Origin of the sequence: Hymenobacter sp. H14-R3, assembly GCF_030063445.1 — a bacterium.
Lineage (GTDB): Bacteria > Bacteroidota > Bacteroidia > Cytophagales > Hymenobacteraceae > Hymenobacter.
Genome location: NZ_JASITD010000008.1, coordinates 60,098 through 77,320 on the forward strand (window position 1 = coordinate 60,098; position 17,223 = coordinate 77,320).

At 60.0% G+C, this 17,223-nt stretch carries 16 protein-coding genes; 10 read left to right on the plus strand and 6 right to left on the minus strand.

Features of this window, described 5'->3' with window-relative positions; all coding sequences use genetic code 11:
• Window positions 1–16 precede the first annotated feature (16 nt).
• Window positions 17–448: a hypothetical protein gene (locus QMK33_RS09440; protein WP_283564331.1), complete on the plus strand. Its 432-nt coding sequence runs from the start codon at window positions 17–19 to the stop codon at window positions 446–448.
• Between the two features lie 123 nt (window positions 449–571).
• Window positions 572–1,081, plus strand: a complete 510-nt coding sequence (locus QMK33_RS09445; RefSeq protein ID WP_283564332.1) for a group I truncated hemoglobin — start codon at window positions 572–574, stop codon at window positions 1,079–1,081.
• Window positions 1,082–1,147: 66 nt separating this feature from the next.
• On the opposite strand, the gene QMK33_RS09450 is transcribed toward QMK33_RS09445, so the two are convergent.
• Window positions 1,148–3,058, minus strand: a complete 1,911-nt coding sequence (locus tag QMK33_RS09450; RefSeq protein WP_283564333.1) for a DNA topoisomerase IV subunit B — start codon at window positions 3,056–3,058, stop codon at window positions 1,148–1,150.
• A gap of 189 nt (window positions 3,059–3,247) precedes the next feature.
• On the opposite strand from QMK33_RS09450, the gene QMK33_RS09455 reads away from it, so the two are divergent.
• The 3 genes from QMK33_RS09455 (at window position 3,248) to QMK33_RS09465 (ending at window position 6,726) form a co-directional block, all read left to right on the plus strand.
• On the plus strand, window positions 3,248–4,498 hold the full coding sequence (locus QMK33_RS09455) for an AI-2E family transporter (RefSeq protein WP_283564334.1): 1,251 nt from the start codon (window positions 3,248–3,250) through the stop codon (window positions 4,496–4,498).
• A gap of 112 nt (window positions 4,499–4,610) precedes the next feature.
• On the plus strand, window positions 4,611–5,072 hold the full coding sequence (locus QMK33_RS09460; RefSeq protein WP_283564335.1) for a PA2169 family four-helix-bundle protein: 462 nt from the start codon (window positions 4,611–4,613) through the stop codon (window positions 5,070–5,072).
• A gap of 163 nt (window positions 5,073–5,235) precedes the next feature.
• Window positions 5,236–6,726: an exonuclease domain-containing protein gene (locus tag QMK33_RS09465; protein WP_283564336.1), complete on the plus strand. Its 1,491-nt coding sequence runs from the start codon at window positions 5,236–5,238 to the stop codon at window positions 6,724–6,726.
• 104 nt (window positions 6,727–6,830) lie between these two features.
• Here the strand turns inward: QMK33_RS09465 and QMK33_RS09470 are convergent, their stop codons facing one another.
• The 4 genes from QMK33_RS09470 to sdaAB form a co-directional block, all read right to left on the minus strand.
• On the minus strand, window positions 6,831–7,679 hold the full coding sequence (locus tag QMK33_RS09470) for a phosphatase PAP2 family protein (protein WP_283564337.1): 849 nt from the start codon (window positions 7,677–7,679) through the stop codon (window positions 6,831–6,833).
• A gap of 101 nt (window positions 7,680–7,780) precedes the next feature.
• On the minus strand, window positions 7,781–9,172 hold the full coding sequence (locus tag QMK33_RS09475; protein WP_283564338.1) for an efflux RND transporter periplasmic adaptor subunit: 1,392 nt from the start codon (window positions 9,170–9,172) through the stop codon (window positions 7,781–7,783).
• Window positions 9,173–9,300: 128 nt separating this feature from the next.
• A complete protein-coding gene (locus QMK33_RS09480; protein ID WP_283564339.1) occupies window positions 9,301–10,839 on the minus strand; it encodes a TolC family protein in 1,539 nt (512 codons plus the stop codon).
• 192 nt (window positions 10,840–11,031) lie between these two features.
• The gene (sdaAB, locus tag QMK33_RS09485; RefSeq protein WP_283564340.1) at window positions 11,032–11,709 is read right to left on the minus strand and encodes an L-serine ammonia-lyase, iron-sulfur-dependent subunit beta; all 678 of its coding nucleotides are present in this window, start codon (window positions 11,707–11,709) and stop codon (window positions 11,032–11,034) included.
• A 247-nt stretch (window positions 11,710–11,956) separates the two neighbouring features.
• On the opposite strand from sdaAB, the gene QMK33_RS09490 reads away from it, so the two are divergent.
• From QMK33_RS09490 to fahA, 5 genes are all read left to right on the plus strand, one after another.
• Window positions 11,957–12,952, plus strand: a complete 996-nt coding sequence (locus tag QMK33_RS09490; protein WP_283564341.1) for a tryptophan 2,3-dioxygenase family protein — start codon at window positions 11,957–11,959, stop codon at window positions 12,950–12,952.
• Between the two features lie 19 nt (window positions 12,953–12,971).
• On the plus strand, window positions 12,972–13,544 hold the full coding sequence (locus QMK33_RS09495; RefSeq protein WP_283564342.1) for an NIF family HAD-type phosphatase: 573 nt from the start codon (window positions 12,972–12,974) through the stop codon (window positions 13,542–13,544).
• A gap of 82 nt (window positions 13,545–13,626) precedes the next feature.
• Window positions 13,627–14,733 carry an Mrp/NBP35 family ATP-binding protein gene (locus QMK33_RS09500; RefSeq protein ID WP_283564343.1) on the plus strand — a complete coding sequence of 369 codons (1,107 nt, stop codon included), beginning with the start codon at window positions 13,627–13,629 and terminating at the stop codon, window positions 14,731–14,733.
• A gap of 83 nt (window positions 14,734–14,816) precedes the next feature.
• Window positions 14,817–15,044, plus strand: a complete 228-nt coding sequence (locus tag QMK33_RS09505; RefSeq protein WP_283564344.1) for a NifU family protein — start codon at window positions 14,817–14,819, stop codon at window positions 15,042–15,044.
• A gap of 136 nt (window positions 15,045–15,180) precedes the next feature.
• Window positions 15,181–16,518, plus strand: coding sequence for a fumarylacetoacetase (fahA, locus tag QMK33_RS09510; RefSeq protein WP_349361718.1), 1,338 nt, complete (start codon window positions 15,181–15,183; stop codon window positions 16,516–16,518).
• Window positions 16,519–16,554: 36 nt separating this feature from the next.
• Here fahA and QMK33_RS09515 read toward each other — a convergent pair whose 3' ends face one another.
• On the minus strand, window positions 16,555–17,130 hold the full coding sequence (locus QMK33_RS09515) for a DUF6714 family protein (protein WP_283564345.1): 576 nt from the start codon (window positions 17,128–17,130) through the stop codon (window positions 16,555–16,557).
• Window positions 17,131–17,223 lie beyond the last annotated feature (93 nt).

Here is a 17,223-nt window from a genome sequence, read left to right on the forward strand (position 1 = left end):
GAAAAACCTGCCTACTTTGCGCATTCGCTTTCTCCGCTACAGTTGGGCTTTGCCCTTCGTAGCCATTCTACTGTGGGCCAATTGGGAAGCACCTGAGATGCACCACTTCGTGCGGCCCGTTGAAATGACGGTTTGGCAATTGGCCCCGCTGGCCGGCCCGGCTGCGGCCCAGGCACTGGCTATCCAGCTGGCCACCGAGCCGGGCGTATCGGCCTGTTCCGTGAGCCCCCGCACCAATTGCGTGGCCTTTGTCTACCACCCCGGCGAGGCTTCCCTGCCAGCCCTTTACCAGGCTGTGGGCCGCCACGGGGCCCGCGTAATAACCAACCCGCCCGCCCCGGCGGCGGCCCCCGCCGTGCGCCAGTGCCCGGTGCCGGCCGGCTACATCGCCTTGCTGGACCAGGTTCGGTTTACGCTCAATCTGCGCCGGTTTTTTGTATCGGCTTAGCGCTGGCTAGCCGCACTACCACCCATCTATCAGCCAGGGACATTTCCACTACCGGCCGGGCCGGGCTGGCCGGTAGTGGCCACGTCCTGCTTTTTTACCCCCTTTCCCCCTTCACCTTTTTTTATGTTCAAACCTCAACTCCCTGTTGCCAGCGCTTTCGTGCTGGGCCTTGCTTTGCTCACCACAGCCTGCGGCTCAAAAGACTCCGCCGCGCCAACTTCCCTCTACGACCGCATGGGCGGCAAAACCGGCATCGAAAGCGTGACCGACCAGCTGGTGGCCAACGTAGGGGCCGAAGCCGGTCAGGCGTCTTCGGTTATGGTGCGCTCGCACAAGCCAATGCTCGATGCCATTGGCAGCCAGAACGGGCAGCCAGCCACCGACCCCACCCGCTTGCAGCGCCTGCGCAACAACGTGGTAGACCAGTTTACGGATATTACCGGCGGCCCCATCAAGTACAAGGGCCAATCGATGCTGGTAGCCCATACCAACATGAAGGTAACCAATGCTGAGTACAATGCCTGGCGCGCATTACTAGATAACTCATTGGCTACCAATAAGATTGGGGCTACTGAGAAAAAGGAATTTGCGATTCTGGTTGACGCCATGAGAAACGACGTGGTGAACCACTAGCCGGATATTAACCAAACAAAAGACCCGGCTGAACTAGCTCAGCCGGGTCTTTTGTTTACTCGTCGACTACGCCAAGGCAATCTCGGGTACCGGCAGCACGTCGCTGGTCACCAGGTCTTTTTCCAGGCGCAGGTTATCAATGATAAACTCCTGGCGGGCGGGCGTATTCTTACCCATGTAATAGGCCAGCACCTGCTGAATGCTGCGGTCCGATTGCAGAATGACCGGCTCCAGCTTGATGTTTTCGCCGATGAACTTGCCAAACTCGTCGGGCGAGATTTCGCCCAGGCCCTTAAAGCGCGTCACCTCGGGGTTGCGGCCCAGTTTGCGCATGGCGTCCTGCTTTTCGCTCTCGTTGTAGCAGTAAATGGTTTCCTTCTTGTTGCGCACCCGAAACAGCGGCGTTTCCAGGATGTACACGTGGCCGTTGCGCACTAGGTCGGGGAAAAACTGGAGGAAGAACGTGAGCAGCAGCAGCCGAATGTGCATGCCGTCCACGTCGGCGTCGGTGGCCACTACCACGCGGTTGTAGCGCAGGCCTTCGAGGCCTTCCTCAATGTTGAGCGCGTGCTGAAGCAGGTTAAACTCCTCGTTCTCGTACACAATCTTCTTCTTGAGGCCGAAGCAGTTGAGTGGCTTGCCGCGCAGGCTAAACACGGCTTCCAGCTCCACGTTGCGGCTCTTGGTGATGCTGCCGCTGGCCGAGTCGCCCTCCGTGATGAAGAGCGTGGTGAGGGGCTCCTTTTCGGCCCCGTCCTTGGCATTTTCGCCCAGGTGGAAGCGGCAATCCCGTAGTTTACGATTGTGCAGGTTGGCCTTTTTGGCGCGCTGGTTGGCCAGCTTTTTCACGCCGGCCATGTCCTTGCGCTCCCGCTCGCTCTGCATAATGCGCTTGAGCAGACCCTCGGCCACCAAAGGGTTCTTGTGCAGATAGTTATCGAGGTTTTCCTTGACAAAATCGAGGATGAAGCCGCGCACCGTGGGGCCGTCGGGGCCCATGTTGATGCTACCCAGCTTGGTCTTGGTCTGGCTCTCAAACACGGGCTCCTGCACCCGGATGGAAATGGCCCCGATGATGGAGCCCCGGATGTCGGCCGCGTCAAATTCCTTCTTATAAAATTCGCGCACGGTCTTCACCACGGCTTCGCGGAACGCGGCTAAGTGCGTGCCACCCTGCGTGGTATACTGGCCGTTCACAAACGAATAGTACTCCTCACCGTAGTCGTTGCCGTGGGTGAGGGCAATTTCGATGTCCTCGCCCTTCAGCTGAATAATGGGGTAGCGCAGGCTGTCGGGGTCGGTTTTATGCTCCAGCAGGTCACGTAAGCCGTTATCTGACACGAACTTCTGGCCGTTGAAGTAGATGGCCAGGCCAGCGTTGAGGTAGCAGTAGTAGCGAATCTGGTTTTCGAGGTACTCCGGGATGAAGCGGTAATTCTTGAAAATGGTCTCGTCGGGCTGGAAGGTGATGAGCGTGCCGTTGCGCTGGCTGGTTTTGGTGGGGGCCGGGTCATTCACCAGCTGCCCCTGCGAAAACTCCGCCGCCTTCATGGTGCCCTCGCGCACGCTCTGCACTACAAAGCTGCTGCTGAGGGCATTAACGGCCTTGGTACCCACGCCGTTGAGACCCACCGACTTCTGAAAAACCTTGCTGTCGTACTTGCCGCCGGTGTTGATTTTGCTCACCACGTCCACCACTTTGCCCAGCGGAATACCCCGGCCGTAGTCACGCACCTGCACCCGGCTCTCCGAAATCTTGATTTCGATGGTGCGGCCGTAGCCCATCACGTGCTCATCTATACAGTTGTCAATCACCTCTTTAACGAGCACATAGATGCCGTCGTCGTAGGCCGAGCCGTCGCCCAGCTTACCGATGTACATACCCGGCCGCAGGCGAATGTGCTCGCGCCAGTCGAGCGAGCGAATACTGTCTTCGTTGTAATTATGGGCGGGGGCGGCAGGTTGGGTAGCACTCATATGATTAGTTTCCGTAGAAGGCGCATTAAGCCAGTAAAATAACGGCAGAAATAGCGTCGGGTCACTATCGGCCCGCCAGCTAGCTTAGCTTTTTTCGCCAACTTTATTAGCTAACAGCCACTCCCCAACCGGGGTTCAGCGCGCCGGCTCAACTCCCATTCCCTGCTTCATTCTCCCCAACTCTACCCAATGCTTCCCCCTGCTAATCAATTCAATGCCCCGCGCAATATCCCTTCCGCCACGGCTAATCATGCCCCGGCCCAGGTGAAGCAATCGGCGGTGGTGCACTACACCTTCCTGCTCATCGGGCTGTCGCTGCTGGTATTCGTGCTGCATAAGCTCGACGACCTGCTGCTACCGCTCATCTACGCCATCCTACTGTCGCTGCTGCTGATGCCGCTCGTGACGCGGCTCGAAAAATGGCGCTGGCCGCGTATGCTGGCCATTGCGACGGCCATTCTGCTGGTAGCGCTGGCGCTGGCGGGCCTATTTACGTTTTTCGGCTCGCAGATAATCGGGCTGCGGGGTGAGCTGCCCCTCATTCAGAGCAAGCTGGTGGTGCTCTTCGACCAGCAGCAGCAGGCTCTGAGCCAGCGGTTTCATTTTCAGCCCATGAGCCACGACCAGGTAATTGACTCGTCGCTGACGGCCATTCAGGCGCAATCGAGCAAGTACCTGGGCTCGACGCTCAACACCACGCTGGGCGTGCTAAGCACCGTCACGCTGGTGCCCATCTACATTTTCTGCTTCCTCTATTACCGCGACCACCTGCGGCAGTTCATGTTTCGCTTCGTGGAGCCCGACAAGCGCACGGTGGTGCTGCACACCGTCGATAATATCCAGAACGTGGTGCAGGGCTACATGTCGGGCCTGTTCACGGTTATCGTGGTGGTGTCTATTATGAATGCCGTCGGCCTGCTGGCCCTGGGCGTGAAGTACGCCATTTTCTTCGCCATTTTTGCCTCGGTGCTGGCCGTGGTGCCCTACGTTGGCATCATTGTGGGGTCCATTATTCCGGCCCTGATTACGTACGTGGAAACGGGCTCGCTCACGCACGGGCTGCTGGTGGTGGGCGTGTTTATGCTGGTGCAGTTTATCTCGGATAACATTCTGGCTCCGCTCATTACGGCTTCCAAGGTGAGCCTCAACCCGCTCACGGCTATTATTGCCCTTATCCTGGGGGCCCAGCTTTGGGGCACACCGGGCATGATTCTGAGCGTGCCGCTGTCGGCGGTTATCAAAGTGGTGCTCGATGCCAACAAAGAAACCGAGCCCTGGGGCTTCCTGCTCGGCGACGTGGGCGACGGCGAGGCATCGAAAAAAGACCCCAGCGACGACCGCGGCTTCCTAACCAAGCTGCTGGACAAGGTGCGCGGCAAGCGCCCCCCGCTGGCCCCCGAGCCGCAGCTGCCGCCCGTGCCCAGCACCCGCTACCGGTAAGTGGAGCCGGGCTGGGCCAGTGTAACCCTGCCCCTACTTGCTCCCGTAAAAGGAAGCAGCCGCAGCCACTGCGCTACGGCCTTCCATTCTACTCCACATTCTACAAAAAACCATGGCTAACGAAACCATCTCCCGCGCCCTCACCGATATCATCAACCTCAACCGCACCTCGGTGAAAGGCTACCAGGAGGCCGCCGAAGAAGTAAAAGACGCTACCACCAAAGCCAAGCTGAGCGAGTTCTCGCAGCAGCGCGCCGGCTTTGTAGCCGACCTCGAAGGCTTTGCCAAGCAGTATGGCATTGAGGCTAAAGAAGAAAACACCATTGAAAGCGTAGCCACCGATGCCGCCGCCGCCGTGCATCGTGGTTGGATTAACATCAAATCGGTCATTACGGGCCAAAGCGACTCGGCCGTGCTCGACGCTGCCGAAACCGGCGAGGCTACCGCCCTCAAAGCCTACGAAACCGTACTGGGCTCGGCCGACGTACCAGCCGGGGCCAAGTCGGTATTCCAGCAGCAGCACGATGCCATTCTGCAAGCCAAGAACTGGCTGGCAATGAACAAGGCCAAGTAGGTAGTTTTTAGTGCTTAGCGGTTAGTGATTACTCGTTGAGCACCAAACATAAACTGGTAGAGAAAGCCCGCCGGAGCATTCCGACGGGCTTTTTCATGTTCGCTGGGCAACTAACGGTGGCCCTAACTTTGTTAGCACTGCTCGCCCTTCTACTCCCGCGCCTTTGTACGCCATCATTGACCTTGAAACCACCGGCGGCCAGCCTGCCAACGACCGCATTACGGAACTGGCCATCTTTGTGCACGACGGCCAGCGGGTGGTTGACTCTTATACCACGCTCGTAAACCCCGGCCGGGCCATTCCGCCCTTCATCACCCAGCTCACGGGCATCACCAACGACATGGTGGCCGATGCGCCGCGCTTCCACGAAGTGGCCCGCAAGGTGGTGGAGATGACCGAAGGCTGCGTGTTTGTCGCGCACAACGTGCGGTTCGACTACTCCTTTCTCAAGAAAGAATTTGCTGACCTGGGCTATAACTACTCGCGCAAAACGCTGTGCACCGTGCGCCTCAGCCGCTCGCTGATACCCGGCCAGCCGAGCTACAGCCTGGGTAAGCTGTGCCAGAATATCGGCATTCCGCTCGAAGGCCGGCACCGCGCCGCCGGCGACGCTGAGGCGACGGCTATCCTCTTCGACCGCCTGCTGCGCATCACCCAGGAAAGTGACGCCGAGGCCAACGCCGCCGACGCCCTGGCGCAGGTAGATGCCCTGGCCCCCGCTGGCCGCGCCCCCGTTACGACCGAGGGCGTAACCTCCAAAAAGCCCAGCCCCCGCCGCGTGGCCGCCATGGCCCAGGCTATTAAAACGGCCTTGCTGCCCCCGCTCATCACGCCCGAGAAAGTGGCCGCGCTGCCCCAGGAAACGGGCGTGTACTACTTCCACAACGAGGCCGGCGAGGTTATTTACGTGGGCAAGAGCATCAACATCTACAAGCGCATTCAGCAGCACTTTGCGGTAGATGTAAAATCGCGCAAGAGCCTGGATTTCAAGAACTCCATCGCCGATATCACCTACGAGCTCACCGGCTCGGAACTGGTGGCGCTGCTATACGAGTCGCACCTCATCAAGCAGCTGAAGCCGGCCTACAACCGGGCCCAGCGACGCTCGGTATTTCCGGCGGGCATCTACCTCAAAACCGACGACGACGGCTACAAGCGCCTCTACTACGGCCGCGCCGATGCCCGCAACTTGGAGATTCCCATTATCGCGCTTGGCAATCAGTACAAGGCGCAAGGCTTTCTGTATCACAAGGTTGCAAAATACAACCTCTGCCAAAAGCTATGCGGCCTGTACAAAACCGAAAGCTCGTGCTTTGCCTACCAGGTGCACCAGTGCCAGGGGGCCTGCGTGGGCCAGGAGCCACCCGAAAGCTATAACCAGCGCGTAGACGCGGCCATCGACAGCATCACCTACGAGCACGAGTCGTTCGTGGTCATCGGCACCGGCCGCCGCGCCACTGAGCAGTCGCTGGTAGTGATTGAAAACGGCCGCTACGTGGGCTTCGGCTACGTCGATGAAACGTTCACGGCGCGCAAGCTAGCCGATTTCCGCGACGCAGTGAAGCACTATGCCGATAACAAAGATGTGCAGCAGATTATCCGGCAGTACGTGCGCACCAAGCATAAAGGCGAGAAAGTCAAGGTGTTCGGGTAGAAAGTAGCGCGAAGCCTCCGCTTCGTGCGCGAGCATCGTCATTCGCACCGCCCGGCCCGGCCCCGCCTGCTCGCTGCGCTCGCGCACGAAGCGGAAGCTTCGCGCTACTTAGCCCGCCAGCTCACATACGCCCCCAGCGCGCCGCCGGGCAGCATGGTGGGGCTGAACTGCCACTCGCTCTTGGCGGGTGGGGGCAGGTGCATACCCACGCCTGGCCGGTCGGCGGGGTGGCGGCCCCAGCGGTGGCGGTGCGAGAGGTAGGCCAGGTGGGCGGAGAGAATACCTACGCCCGCGCCGGTAAACACGTCGGCCTCCCAGTGCTTGTTATTCAGCATGCGGAACGCGCCCACGCTGGTGGCCAGGGCATAAGCACCCACGCCGTACCACTGGCTTTTGTCGCGCAGCTCGGTGTGCACGATGCTGGCCGCCAAAAACGCCTGCGCCGTGTGGCCCGACGGAAACGAGCGAAAATCCGACCCATCAGGCCGCAAATGGTTGGTGCTGACCTTAATAATATACACCGAGCCCAGCATCAGGGCTTCCGACTTGGCCAGGATGAGGGCCAGGTTTTTGCGGTCGTTGCGGCCCTCCACGCCAAAGGCCAGCACCGCGCCAAGCTCCAGGTAGGGTGCCCACTGCAAGTAGTCATCGAGGTGGTTGTTGAAGTTCGGGAAATTGCGCTGAATATCGCGCCGGGCATCATAGGACGAATAAAACCCGTGGTTATCAACTACGCTGATGCCGTAGCCGATGAGCGCGGCCGGCACTACGCTGGCGCGCACCACCTTGCTGCGATACCAGGGCGCGCGCGGCGCGTCAGGAATCGTTTGGTACTTGTGCGTTGCCGTGTCGGCGGGGGGGGCGGTTTGCTGCGCGTGGGCCGCTGAGCCAGCCCCCGCCAGCAGGCCCGTAGCTAATAGTGCAGTGCGCCAAGGGTGCGTAAATGATGCCATAGCCCACAAAGAAAACGGGCGAACTTGCGTTCGCCCGTTGGGTAAGCCAGCAATAATTCATGTAATACTCACTTTAACAGTAAGTTACCTGAAACAGCATTTTATTTAGGGTCGGCCAGCGCCTCCTTGCTGAGGCTGCCCGCGTCTTTCACCACCACCATGGCCCCGTCTTTCAGCGTCTTCGACACGGCGCGGAAGGGGCCGCTGGCTACCTGAGTGCCGGCCGCAAGGCCACTCACGATTTCAATGTTCTGGAAGTCGCTGATGCCGGTTTTTACGGGCGTGAGCACGGCCTTACCGTCTTTTATCACGAACACCACTTCTTTGATTTCCGCCTTGGGGGCAATCTTGGTCTGGTCTACGGCGGCGGCTTTGCCCTGGTCGTTACCACCGGCGCCATCTTGGGCCGCTTTGGTGGCGGCCGAGTCAGAGCGGGTGGTTACGGCGGCCAGCGGCACGCTCAGCACGCCGCTTTTGCGCTCGGCAATGATGTCGACCGAGGCCGTCATGCCGGGCCGGAACGGCACGGTGGCGCGGCCCTTGGGGCCAATTTTGACGAGGTGGCGGTAGCTATCGGGCAGCAGGCGCACGCGCACCTCAAACTCGGTGACGGCTTCGGCCGTGAGGGCGTCCTTGGCCGTGTTGGCAATGGCCGTTACGATGCCGCGGAACTTCTCGTTCTGAGTGGTGTAGGAATCGACCTCCACCTCGGCCGAGTCGCCGAGTTGCACCCGGATGATATCGTTCTCATTTACACTTACCCGCACCTCCATATTGTTGAGGTTGGCAATGCGCATGATTTCGGTGCCCGCCATTTGGGTGGTGCCCACCACGCGCTCGCCCTTCTTCACGTTGAGCTTGCTCACGGTGCCGCTCACGGGGGCGTAGATGGTGGTTTTGTTGAGGTTTTTCTGGGCTTCCTGCAAGCCGGCCTGGGCGCTGCGCACGGTGCTCTGGGCGGCCGTAATCTGCGCCCGAATGGCTTTTAGCTGCTCCTGCGAGGCGTTGTAGGCGGCCTGCGCGGCTTCATAGTCCGACTGCGAAATCACCTTCTGCTTAAACAGCGAGGCCTGGCGGCGGTAGGTGAGCTCGGTTTGCTTGGCATTGGCGGTTTGCTGTTGCAGCTGGGCCTCGGCTTGGCCCACGTTGGCGCGCTGGGTGCCTACGGCAGCCGATTGCTGGCTCACCATGGCCACGTAATTATCGGGCCGGATGCGCAGCAGCAGCTGGCCTTTCTTCACCGAGTCGCCCTCGTGCACATACAGCTCGATGATTTCGCCCGATACATCGGGCGAAATTTTGACCTCCGTTTCAGGCTGCACCTTGCCCGAGGCGCTGACTTTCTCCACAATAGTGGCCGGGCCGGCGGTGGCGGCCGTTACCTCCATACCGGTGGGCTTGCCAATCCAACCCTGTTTTTTTGCTACCGTATAGCCGCCGATGAGCACAACCACCAGAACCGCCAGAATAATGAGTAATCGGTTGTTTTTCATTTAGTTCAATAGGTAAGTGAGTAAGTGAGCAGATGAGTAGGTGAGCAACGTGGCGGATGGGCAAACGAGCAAGCCAATCAGGCACAAACTCGTCTACCCACTTACCCATTTACTCACTTACCTACAACTCACAGCGCCAGCGGCTTGCCTTGGTAAAAGTCGAGCACCTTGCGGCGGAAAATGAAGGTGTACTTGGCCTGAAGCTGGTTGGAAACGGCGAAATTCAGGTTGTTTTTGGCAATGTTAAACTCCGTGCCGTTGAGCAGGCCGTTGTTGAAACGAATTTCCGAGTTGCGCTGCGTGAGCGTGAGGGCCGTGACCTGGCGCGTGGCTGCCGCGTATTGCAGCTGGGCGGCGCGGGCGTCGGCGTAGGCCTGCTCAATGCTTTGGCGCAGCGTGAGGCGGGCCTGCTCGGCGCGCACGGCGTTGGACTGCTCGTTGATGATAGCGCGCTGCACGTTGGTGCGCACCTGCAAGCCGTTGAGAATGGGCACCGAGAGGACAAACTGAATGGCCTTGCCGTAGTTGCTGCCCAGCTGGCCGAAAAAGCGCGGTGGCAGTTCTTCAAAATTGGGCTGCTTGCCCGCAAAAGCTACAAAGGGCGCGGGATTAATAGTGCCATCGGCGGCCCGCTGCAACACTGGCAAATATCTGGTTGTGGAGTCACCAGTAAGCTTGCGCGACACACCGGCCGATGAGTAGAGCGTAGACAGCGAGCCGTTGAGAAACAGGCGCGGATAGTAACTACCGCGGGCAATGTCTACGCTACGGCGGGCGCTGCGCACGCGCAGGTCGGCGGCCTGAATTTCGGGCCTGGTGCTGGCGGCCGTCTGGTACACCGCGTTCAGGTCCAGCTGCAAGGGGTCTTCCTGGTCGGGGTCGGGCAGCGGGGGCACGTTAATCTCGAAGCCCTGGGCCGTAGCGGGGTCAATATTTAGCAACTGGAGCAGCGCCAGGCGGGCCAGGCTGACCTGGTTTTGCGACGTTATCACGTTCAGCTCGTCGGTAGCAAGCTGGCTTTGGCTGTCGAGCAGGGTGCTTTCAGGGATGCTGCCAGCTTTGAGCAGCAGCTTGGTGCGGGCAATCTGCTGCTGGTCGCGCTCCACGTAGAAGGTATTGGCCCGTACCAGCTCCTGGGCCAGCACCAACTGCAAAAACTGCGAGGCCACGTTAAGGCTCAGGTCGTTGCGCGCCTTCTCAATATCCTGCATGCTGGCCTCGTAGTCGAGGTCGTTGCGCTTAATCGTATTACGCAGCACAAAACCCTGAAAAATAACCAGTTGGCCTTGCGCCGCAAAGTTATTGGAGCGCGTGGTAGCGTTCTGAAACTGCGAGGTTACCGGGTTCACGTAGGTGCCGTAGTTCCAGCCTTGGGTGGCGTTCAGGTTCACGGTGGGCAGCAGCGCAGCCTTGCTTTGGCGCAGCACCTGGGCGTTGCTCTGGGCCGTGAGCTGGTTGAGGCGCACGCTCAGGTTATGCGCCAGGGCATAGTCGATGGCGCGTTGCAAGGTCCAGGGGCCGGTGGCCGCCGCTGCCGAGGGCAGCGCCGCCGCCGGAGGCGAGGCCGGGCGCTCGGGCTGGGTGGTTTGGGCCGCCAGGGGCCCGGCGGCCAGCAAACCCGCCAGCCCCAGGGCCGCGCACAGCCGGTGAGTACTTGGTGCAGTCATAGGTTGGGAAAGGGCTAGGATTTTCGTAGTGGATGCCGCCCGGCAAAGAAATGTGGCGGCCCGGCAGATATTTTTAGGTCGCGCGCGGCGGCGGCGGGCGGTAGCAGTGCGGGGTGCATCGCAGACCGGCCCACAACATTACGCGCTCTCATTCTTTTTTCACCTTGATTATCAGGCAGAAACAGCTCCTTACTATTCAAGGGTTGGAATGTACGTGATGCGCTGCACCCAGCTTAGGTGCCGCAAGTACGCCAAAGTCAGGTCTTTAATTGGGCTATCCATCTCAATAAATTGCCGGGCGGCCTCGTTGCGGCCCTTGCGCGACACAAACATGGTGGCAATGTTGCAATCGTCGTGGGCAATAACGGAGGCGATGAACGCAATGGAGCCCGGCACATCCTTGGCATCGACGATGAGCGTGTGCAGGCCGCCCGAGAAGTCGCAGCCAAAGCCATCGACCTCCACAATGCGAATAACGCCGCCGCCCCGGCTCTGGCCGATTACCTCTACCTGGTAGCCATCGGGGCCGGTTAGGTTAACCTTAATGGTGTTGGGGTGCAGCGTGGAGGCGTTGCCCACGCTCTGAAACGTGTAGCGCAGCCCGGCCTCGGCGGCGTGCTCGAAAGCGGTGCGAATGCGGGTATCATCGGGGGCGTAGCCCAGCAGCCCGGCCACAATGGCGCGGTCGGAGCCGTGCCCCTCGTAGGTGCGGGCAAACGAATTGTAGAACGTGATAACTGCCTCGGTAGGCACCGCACCCAAGATGCGGATGGCCGCCCGCGCAATGCGCACCACCCCGGCAGTGTGCGACGAGCTGGGCCCAATCATCACGGGCCCAATCATATCAAAAATACTGGATTTTTCGGCCACTTGTTTTTACTTAATTAATACACTAAAAGCCGGTTGTCCTTGCGAGCGCAACGCGGTGGAGCGCGGCAATCCTTCCTTGTCGTTCGCTTCACTTGAGTTAGTAATCCTTGCGGGAAGGAAAGATTGCCGCGCTCCACTGCGTTGCGCTCGCAAGGATAGATTGCTCCCCAAAAGTAGCGGGCAAGGGGCCATTGCCCACCCCCGCCGGGCGCTGCCGATATTTGCGCTCCTCACCACTCCCCTGCCGATGGCTCCTTTGCCTGTATCTCCACTCCCTCCCGAGGCCGAGTTTTCGCCCGCCGTGCTGGCCCAGCTGCGCCGCCTGCAGGCCCGCTACGCCCCCGATGGCCAGGACCTGGCCGCCTACCTCGAAGGCCTCTACCACGCCGACTACATCAACTACTGGGACTACATTGAGCTGGACACGCTGCTGAGCCTGCAACGCCCACTCACCAAGTTTCCGGACGAGAAGATATTTATTATCTATCACCAAATCACGGAGTTATACTTTAAGCTCTGCCTGCAGGAGTACGAGCAGCTGGGCGAGTTGCAGGCGCCCACGCTGGGCGAAGTGGTGCTGCGCCTGGGCCGCGTGAACCGCTACTTCGAAAACCTCATCGACTCGTTTAGCGTGATGGTGGACGGCATGGAGAAGGAGCAGTTTCTGCAATTTCGGATGAGCCTGATGCCCGCCTCGGGCTTCCAGAGCGTGCAGTACCGCTTCATCGAAATTGCCAGTACCGCCCTCGAAAACCTGGTACCCGCCGAGAAGCGCCGCCTGCTCGGCGACGCGCCCACTCACGAGGAGTTTATGGGCTGCATCTACTGGCAGGCCGGCGCTACCGTGGAAGAAACCGGGGCTAAAGCCTTGACCCTGTTGGAGTTTGAGCGCAAGTATACCGGCCAGCTCGTGGCCCACGCCCGCCACTACCAGCACCGCAACGCCTGGGCCGTGGTGCAGCGCCTACCCGCGCCCGACCGCACCCACCCGCGCCTGTTGCGCGCCCTCAAGCAGCTCGACGTGAACGTGAACGTCAACTGGCCGCTCATGCACTACAAGTCGGCGGTGCGCTACCTGCAGCGCGACCCCACCGACGTGCCCGCCACCGGTGGCACCAACTGGCGCAACTACCTGCCGCCCAAGTTCCAGCGCCGCATTTTTTACCCGCAGCTGTGGAGCGAAACCGAGCTGGCCGAGTGGGGTAAAGGCTGGGTAGAGAAGGTGCTGGAGGAGTTGGGGTAGCAGCTATATCCTAGAGCTTATGCCAGATAAACCCTTACTCATCCTGGACCTCGATGAAACGTTGATTCACGCGACGGCTGAGAAAATCCGGGCTGATTTTGATTTCCAGGTTTATCAGTACTTCGTTTATAAGCGCCCCGGCCTAACGGAATTTTTGACGCAGTGCGCCGTTCACTTCACGCTGGCCGTGTGGTCGTCTGCCAGTGACGACTATGTGCAAGCAGTTGTAAAGCAGCTGTTTCCGGGCAGTCTAACGCCGGCTTTCGTCTGGGGTCGCTCTCGTTGCACACGGTTTACCGTGGCTGAAGTAGAGGAGGAGGGCTTTTATAGCTTGGACTACAGCCGCAAGTACGAATTTGCGAAGCGACTCAAGAAGGTCGCGCGGCGGGGGTACGATTTAAAGAGAACCCTCATCGTGGACGATACCCCCGAGAAGGTGAGCCAGAACTATGGCAACGCTATTTATATCAAGCCTTATCTGGGTGAACTTACTGATAATGAGCTGCCTGCACTAGCTGATTATTTACTACTTTTAAAAAACGCTGAGAACGTTCGGAATCTTGAAAAGAGGCACTGGCGACAATCGCCCTGATTACGGAGCCTGCCCCATTTGAAACCCCCACCCCGCCCGGCGGGTTATCTTTGCAGCTACGCCCGTTGCGGCGCATTTGCCTATGCCTGAGATAACAATAGACGCCGTTCGCCACGCTTTGAGCTTCGTGGAAGAGCCCGACCTGGGCCAGGATTTGATTACCCTCAACATGGTGGAAGACATCCGGGTCGAAGGCCGCGTGGTGTCGTTCACGGTGGTGCTCACTACGCCCGCCTGCCCGCTCAAGCAGCTCATCCACGATGCCTGCGAGCGGGCCGTGCACACGATGGTTGACAAAGAGGCTGAGGTAGTTATCATGATGACTTCGCGCGTGACTACCATGCGCAGCAACAACACTATTTTGCCCGGCGTGAAGAATATCATCGCCATTGCCTCGGGCAAGGGTGGCGTGGGCAAGAGCACGGTGGCCGCCAACCTGGCCGTGGCCCTGGCTGCCACGGGGGCCAAGGTGGGCCTCATCGACGCCGATATTTCGGGGCCCAGCATGCCCACTATGTTCGGCGTGGAAGACGCCCGGCCGCACGTGTTTCAGGGCGAAAACGGCAAGAACTTTATTCAGCCCATCGTGCAGTACGGGGTGAAGCTGATGAGCATTGGCTTCCTGGCCCCCGGCGAAAACGCCATTGTGTGGCGCGGGCCCATGGCCTCGTCGGCGCTCAAGCAATTTATTACGGAAGTAGAATGGGGCGACCTGGACTACCTGCTGCTCGACCTGCCGCCCGGCACTTCCGACATTCACCTCACCATGGTGCAGACCGTACCCGTGACCGGGGCCATCATCGTGACCACTCCGCAGCCGGTAGCGCTCATGGATGCGCAGAAGGGCCTGCAAATGTTTCGCCAGCCCCAAATCAACGTGCCGGTGCTGGGTATTATCGAAAATATGGCTTGGTTTACGCCCGCCGAACTACCTGACAGCAAGTACTTTATATTTGGTGAAGGTGGTGGGCAGCGTTTAGCTGATAAGCACGAGGTGCCCTTGCTAGGGCAGCTGCCGCTGATTCAGGCCGTGCGCGAAGCCGGCGACGCCGGCCTCCCCGCCGTGCTGGCCGACGTAAATTCGCCAGCAGCTGACACATTCCGCCAGCTGGCCGAGAACCTGGCCCGCCAGATAAGTATCCGCAACAACGTTGCGCCCAAGACTACTATCGTTGAAATGAAGCGTTAGGAAGGAGAAAGGAAGAATTGCTGTTGCAACTGCTTCCCCCCTACTTCCTAGCCCCTCCTTCTTCATTCCTCATTATCAAAACTATGGATTCTGTTTTGTCCCGCGTTGAGCAAGCTCTTGACACCCTGCGGCCCTACCTGGCCACCGATGGCGGCAACGTGCGCGTGGCCGAAATCACCCCCGAAGGCGTGCTGAAGCTGGAGTGGGAAGGTGCCTGCGGCGCCTGCCCCATGTCGCCGATGACGCGCGCCGGCCTCGAAGACTCGGTGCGCAAAGCCGTGCCCGAAATCACGGCCGTGGAGGCCCGCTAGGCGCGCCCATTCCGTAGCAAGTACTTGCGTAATCGTCTGTTATGCTGAGTTTACGAAGCAGCTTATCCCCGCCGAACGACCCGTTCTGACGCGATAAGCTGTTTCGTAAATCCAGCTCGACAGACGATTTTTATTTTTGCCTTCCCATACCCCGCCTTTCCGACCTATGCCCGCCTCGCCCGCCAACGACCCCAGCCTGCGCTCTTGGATTGATATCCGGCCCACCGACGATTTTCCGATTCAGAACCTGCCGTTTGGGGTGATGGAGGTGCCCGAGTGGGGGCCGCGCTTGGCAGTGGCCATCGGTGGCTACGCCCTCGACCTGTACGCTTGCGCGCAGCTGGGCTACTTTGAGGCCATTGGCGACGACGTGCCGGCGCTGGGCGCGGCCATGCCCAAGGTGTTTCGGCGGCGCTCGCTCAACGCGTTTTTGCGGTTGGGCCGGCCGGCGTGGCAGGCCGTGCGCGAGCGCGTGAGCGAGCTGCTGCGCCACGACAACCCCTCCCTGCGCGACAACGAGCTGGCCATCAGCACTTGCCTGCTGCGCCAGCGCGACGTGACCCTGCTACGCCCCGTGAAGCCCACCAGCTACGTCGATTTTTACAGCAGCCTGGAACACGCTATGAATGTGGGCGTTATGTTTCGGCCCGATAACCCGCTGCTGCCCAACTGGCGGCACCTGCCAATTGCCTACCACGGCCGCGCCAATTCCATCGTGGTGAGTGGCACCAGCATTAAGCGGCCGCAGGGCCAGTACCGGCCCGCCGGCCAGGACGAGCCGGTTTTTGGCCCCACCCAACAGCTTGATTTTGAGCTGGAAATGGCCTTTATTGTGGGCCAGGGCACGGCGCAGGGCAATACCGTACCGCTGGCGCAGGCCGAGGACCACATTTTCGGGCTCGTGCTGTTCAATGACTGGAGCGCCCGCGATATTCAAAGCTGGGAATACCAGCCGCTGGGGCCATTTTTGGGCAAGAACTTCGCCAGCAGCGTGTCGCCCTGGGTGGTGACGCTCGACGCGCTGGAACCTTTCCGGGTGGCTGGCCCGGCGCAGGCGCCGCAGCCCCTCACCTATTTGCAAAATACTGATAATCAGCACTTTGATATTCAGCTCGACGTATTGATTCAGCCGGCCGGGGCCACGACGGAGCCGCTGGTAATCAGCCATTCCAACACGCGCCACCTCTACTGGAGCATGGCCCAGCAGCTGACCCACCACGCCAGCAACGGCTGCCCCCTCGACGCAGGCGATATCTACGCCTCGGGCACCATCAGCGGCCCCACGCCCGGCGCACTGGGCTCGCTGCTGGAAATGACGCAGCGCGGTACCCAGCCGCTCAACCTGCCCGGCGGCTTACAGCTGGGCTTCCTGCGCGACGGCGACACGGTGATTTTGCGCGGCTATGCCGAGCGGGAGGGCGTGCGCATTGGGCTGGGCGAGGTGCGCGGCACGGTGCTGCCCGCGGCGGAATAGCGCTGGGTACCCGGCGGCTACCTGCCTCCATCTTCGCTAGGCAAACCGGCCCCAGTACCGCGCAATGGCTATTTCCGGCTCATCTCGCCAGTATTCGCTGCCGTGCTCGGCCCGCATGTAGGCCAGGAAGTGATAGAGGGCGCGGCCCTGCGTGGCATTAAACTGTTGGTAGCGGCTGAGGTGGTAGTGCGCTTGGCGCTGCAGTGCGGCCGGGTAATTTTCCCACTTAATCTCAGGCACACCTTCGCCTAGCTGCGGGGGTGTGCCTGGGTGCGCCGCCAGCACTTCCGCTACTTCGGCGGGCAGCGTGAGGGCGAAGATGAGGCTGTCGGGAATGCTGGTGGCCTCAGTGTATGCGCGCACGGCATAGCACAGATAAGCCGGCAGGTAGTACTTAAAGCCGGCGGGGCTGAGCAAGAAAAAGCTATCTTGCTCATAGCGCATCAAAGCGGCGGGTAATGTTTGCCAGGTATACTCCTTGAAAGAATCCCTGATTTGCAGCGACTCAAAATCGTAGCCCGGCTCATTATTAGCAACGATGTGCTTATCGCCGGGAAAAAGCTCGTGTTGAAAGCTTTCTGTAAGCTCAGCAAGTAATGCGTTGGCTGTCATGGCTTAACTAATGGGCGGAGATAACGCCAGCAACGGCAGCAGGACGAACTTCTTTACCACTTAAAAGCCCCACGCCATTGCTGGCGCGGGGCT

What these genes read in the sequence shown, in the direction of transcription:
- QMK33_RS09445 (WP_283564332.1), top strand. Translation starts at nt 572, where the DNA reads ATGTTCAAACCTCAACTCCCTGTTGCCAGCGCTTTCGTGCTGGGCCTT.
- QMK33_RS09450 (WP_283564333.1), bottom strand. Translation starts at nt 3,058, where the DNA reads ATGAGTGCTACCCAACCTGCCGCCCCCGCCCATAATTACAACGAAGAC.
- QMK33_RS09455 (WP_283564334.1), top strand. Translation starts at nt 3,248, where the DNA reads ATGCTTCCCCCTGCTAATCAATTCAATGCCCCGCGCAATATCCCTTCC.
- QMK33_RS09460 (WP_283564335.1), top strand. Translation starts at nt 4,611, where the DNA reads ATGGCTAACGAAACCATCTCCCGCGCCCTCACCGATATCATCAACCTC.
- QMK33_RS09470 (WP_283564337.1), bottom strand. Translation starts at nt 7,679, where the DNA reads ATGGCATCATTTACGCACCCTTGGCGCACTGCACTATTAGCTACGGGC.
- QMK33_RS09475 (WP_283564338.1), bottom strand. Translation starts at nt 9,172, where the DNA reads ATGAAAAACAACCGATTACTCATTATTCTGGCGGTTCTGGTGGTTGTG.
- QMK33_RS09480 (WP_283564339.1), bottom strand. Translation starts at nt 10,839, where the DNA reads ATGACTGCACCAAGTACTCACCGGCTGTGCGCGGCCCTGGGGCTGGCG.
- QMK33_RS09490 (WP_283564341.1), top strand. Translation starts at nt 11,957, where the DNA reads ATGGCTCCTTTGCCTGTATCTCCACTCCCTCCCGAGGCCGAGTTTTCG.
- QMK33_RS09495 (WP_283564342.1), top strand. Translation starts at nt 12,972, where the DNA reads ATGCCAGATAAACCCTTACTCATCCTGGACCTCGATGAAACGTTGATT.
- QMK33_RS09500 (WP_283564343.1), top strand. Translation starts at nt 13,627, where the DNA reads ATGCCTGAGATAACAATAGACGCCGTTCGCCACGCTTTGAGCTTCGTG.
- QMK33_RS09505 (WP_283564344.1), top strand. Translation starts at nt 14,817, where the DNA reads ATGGATTCTGTTTTGTCCCGCGTTGAGCAAGCTCTTGACACCCTGCGG.
- QMK33_RS09515 (WP_283564345.1), bottom strand. Translation starts at nt 17,130, where the DNA reads ATGACAGCCAACGCATTACTTGCTGAGCTTACAGAAAGCTTTCAACAC.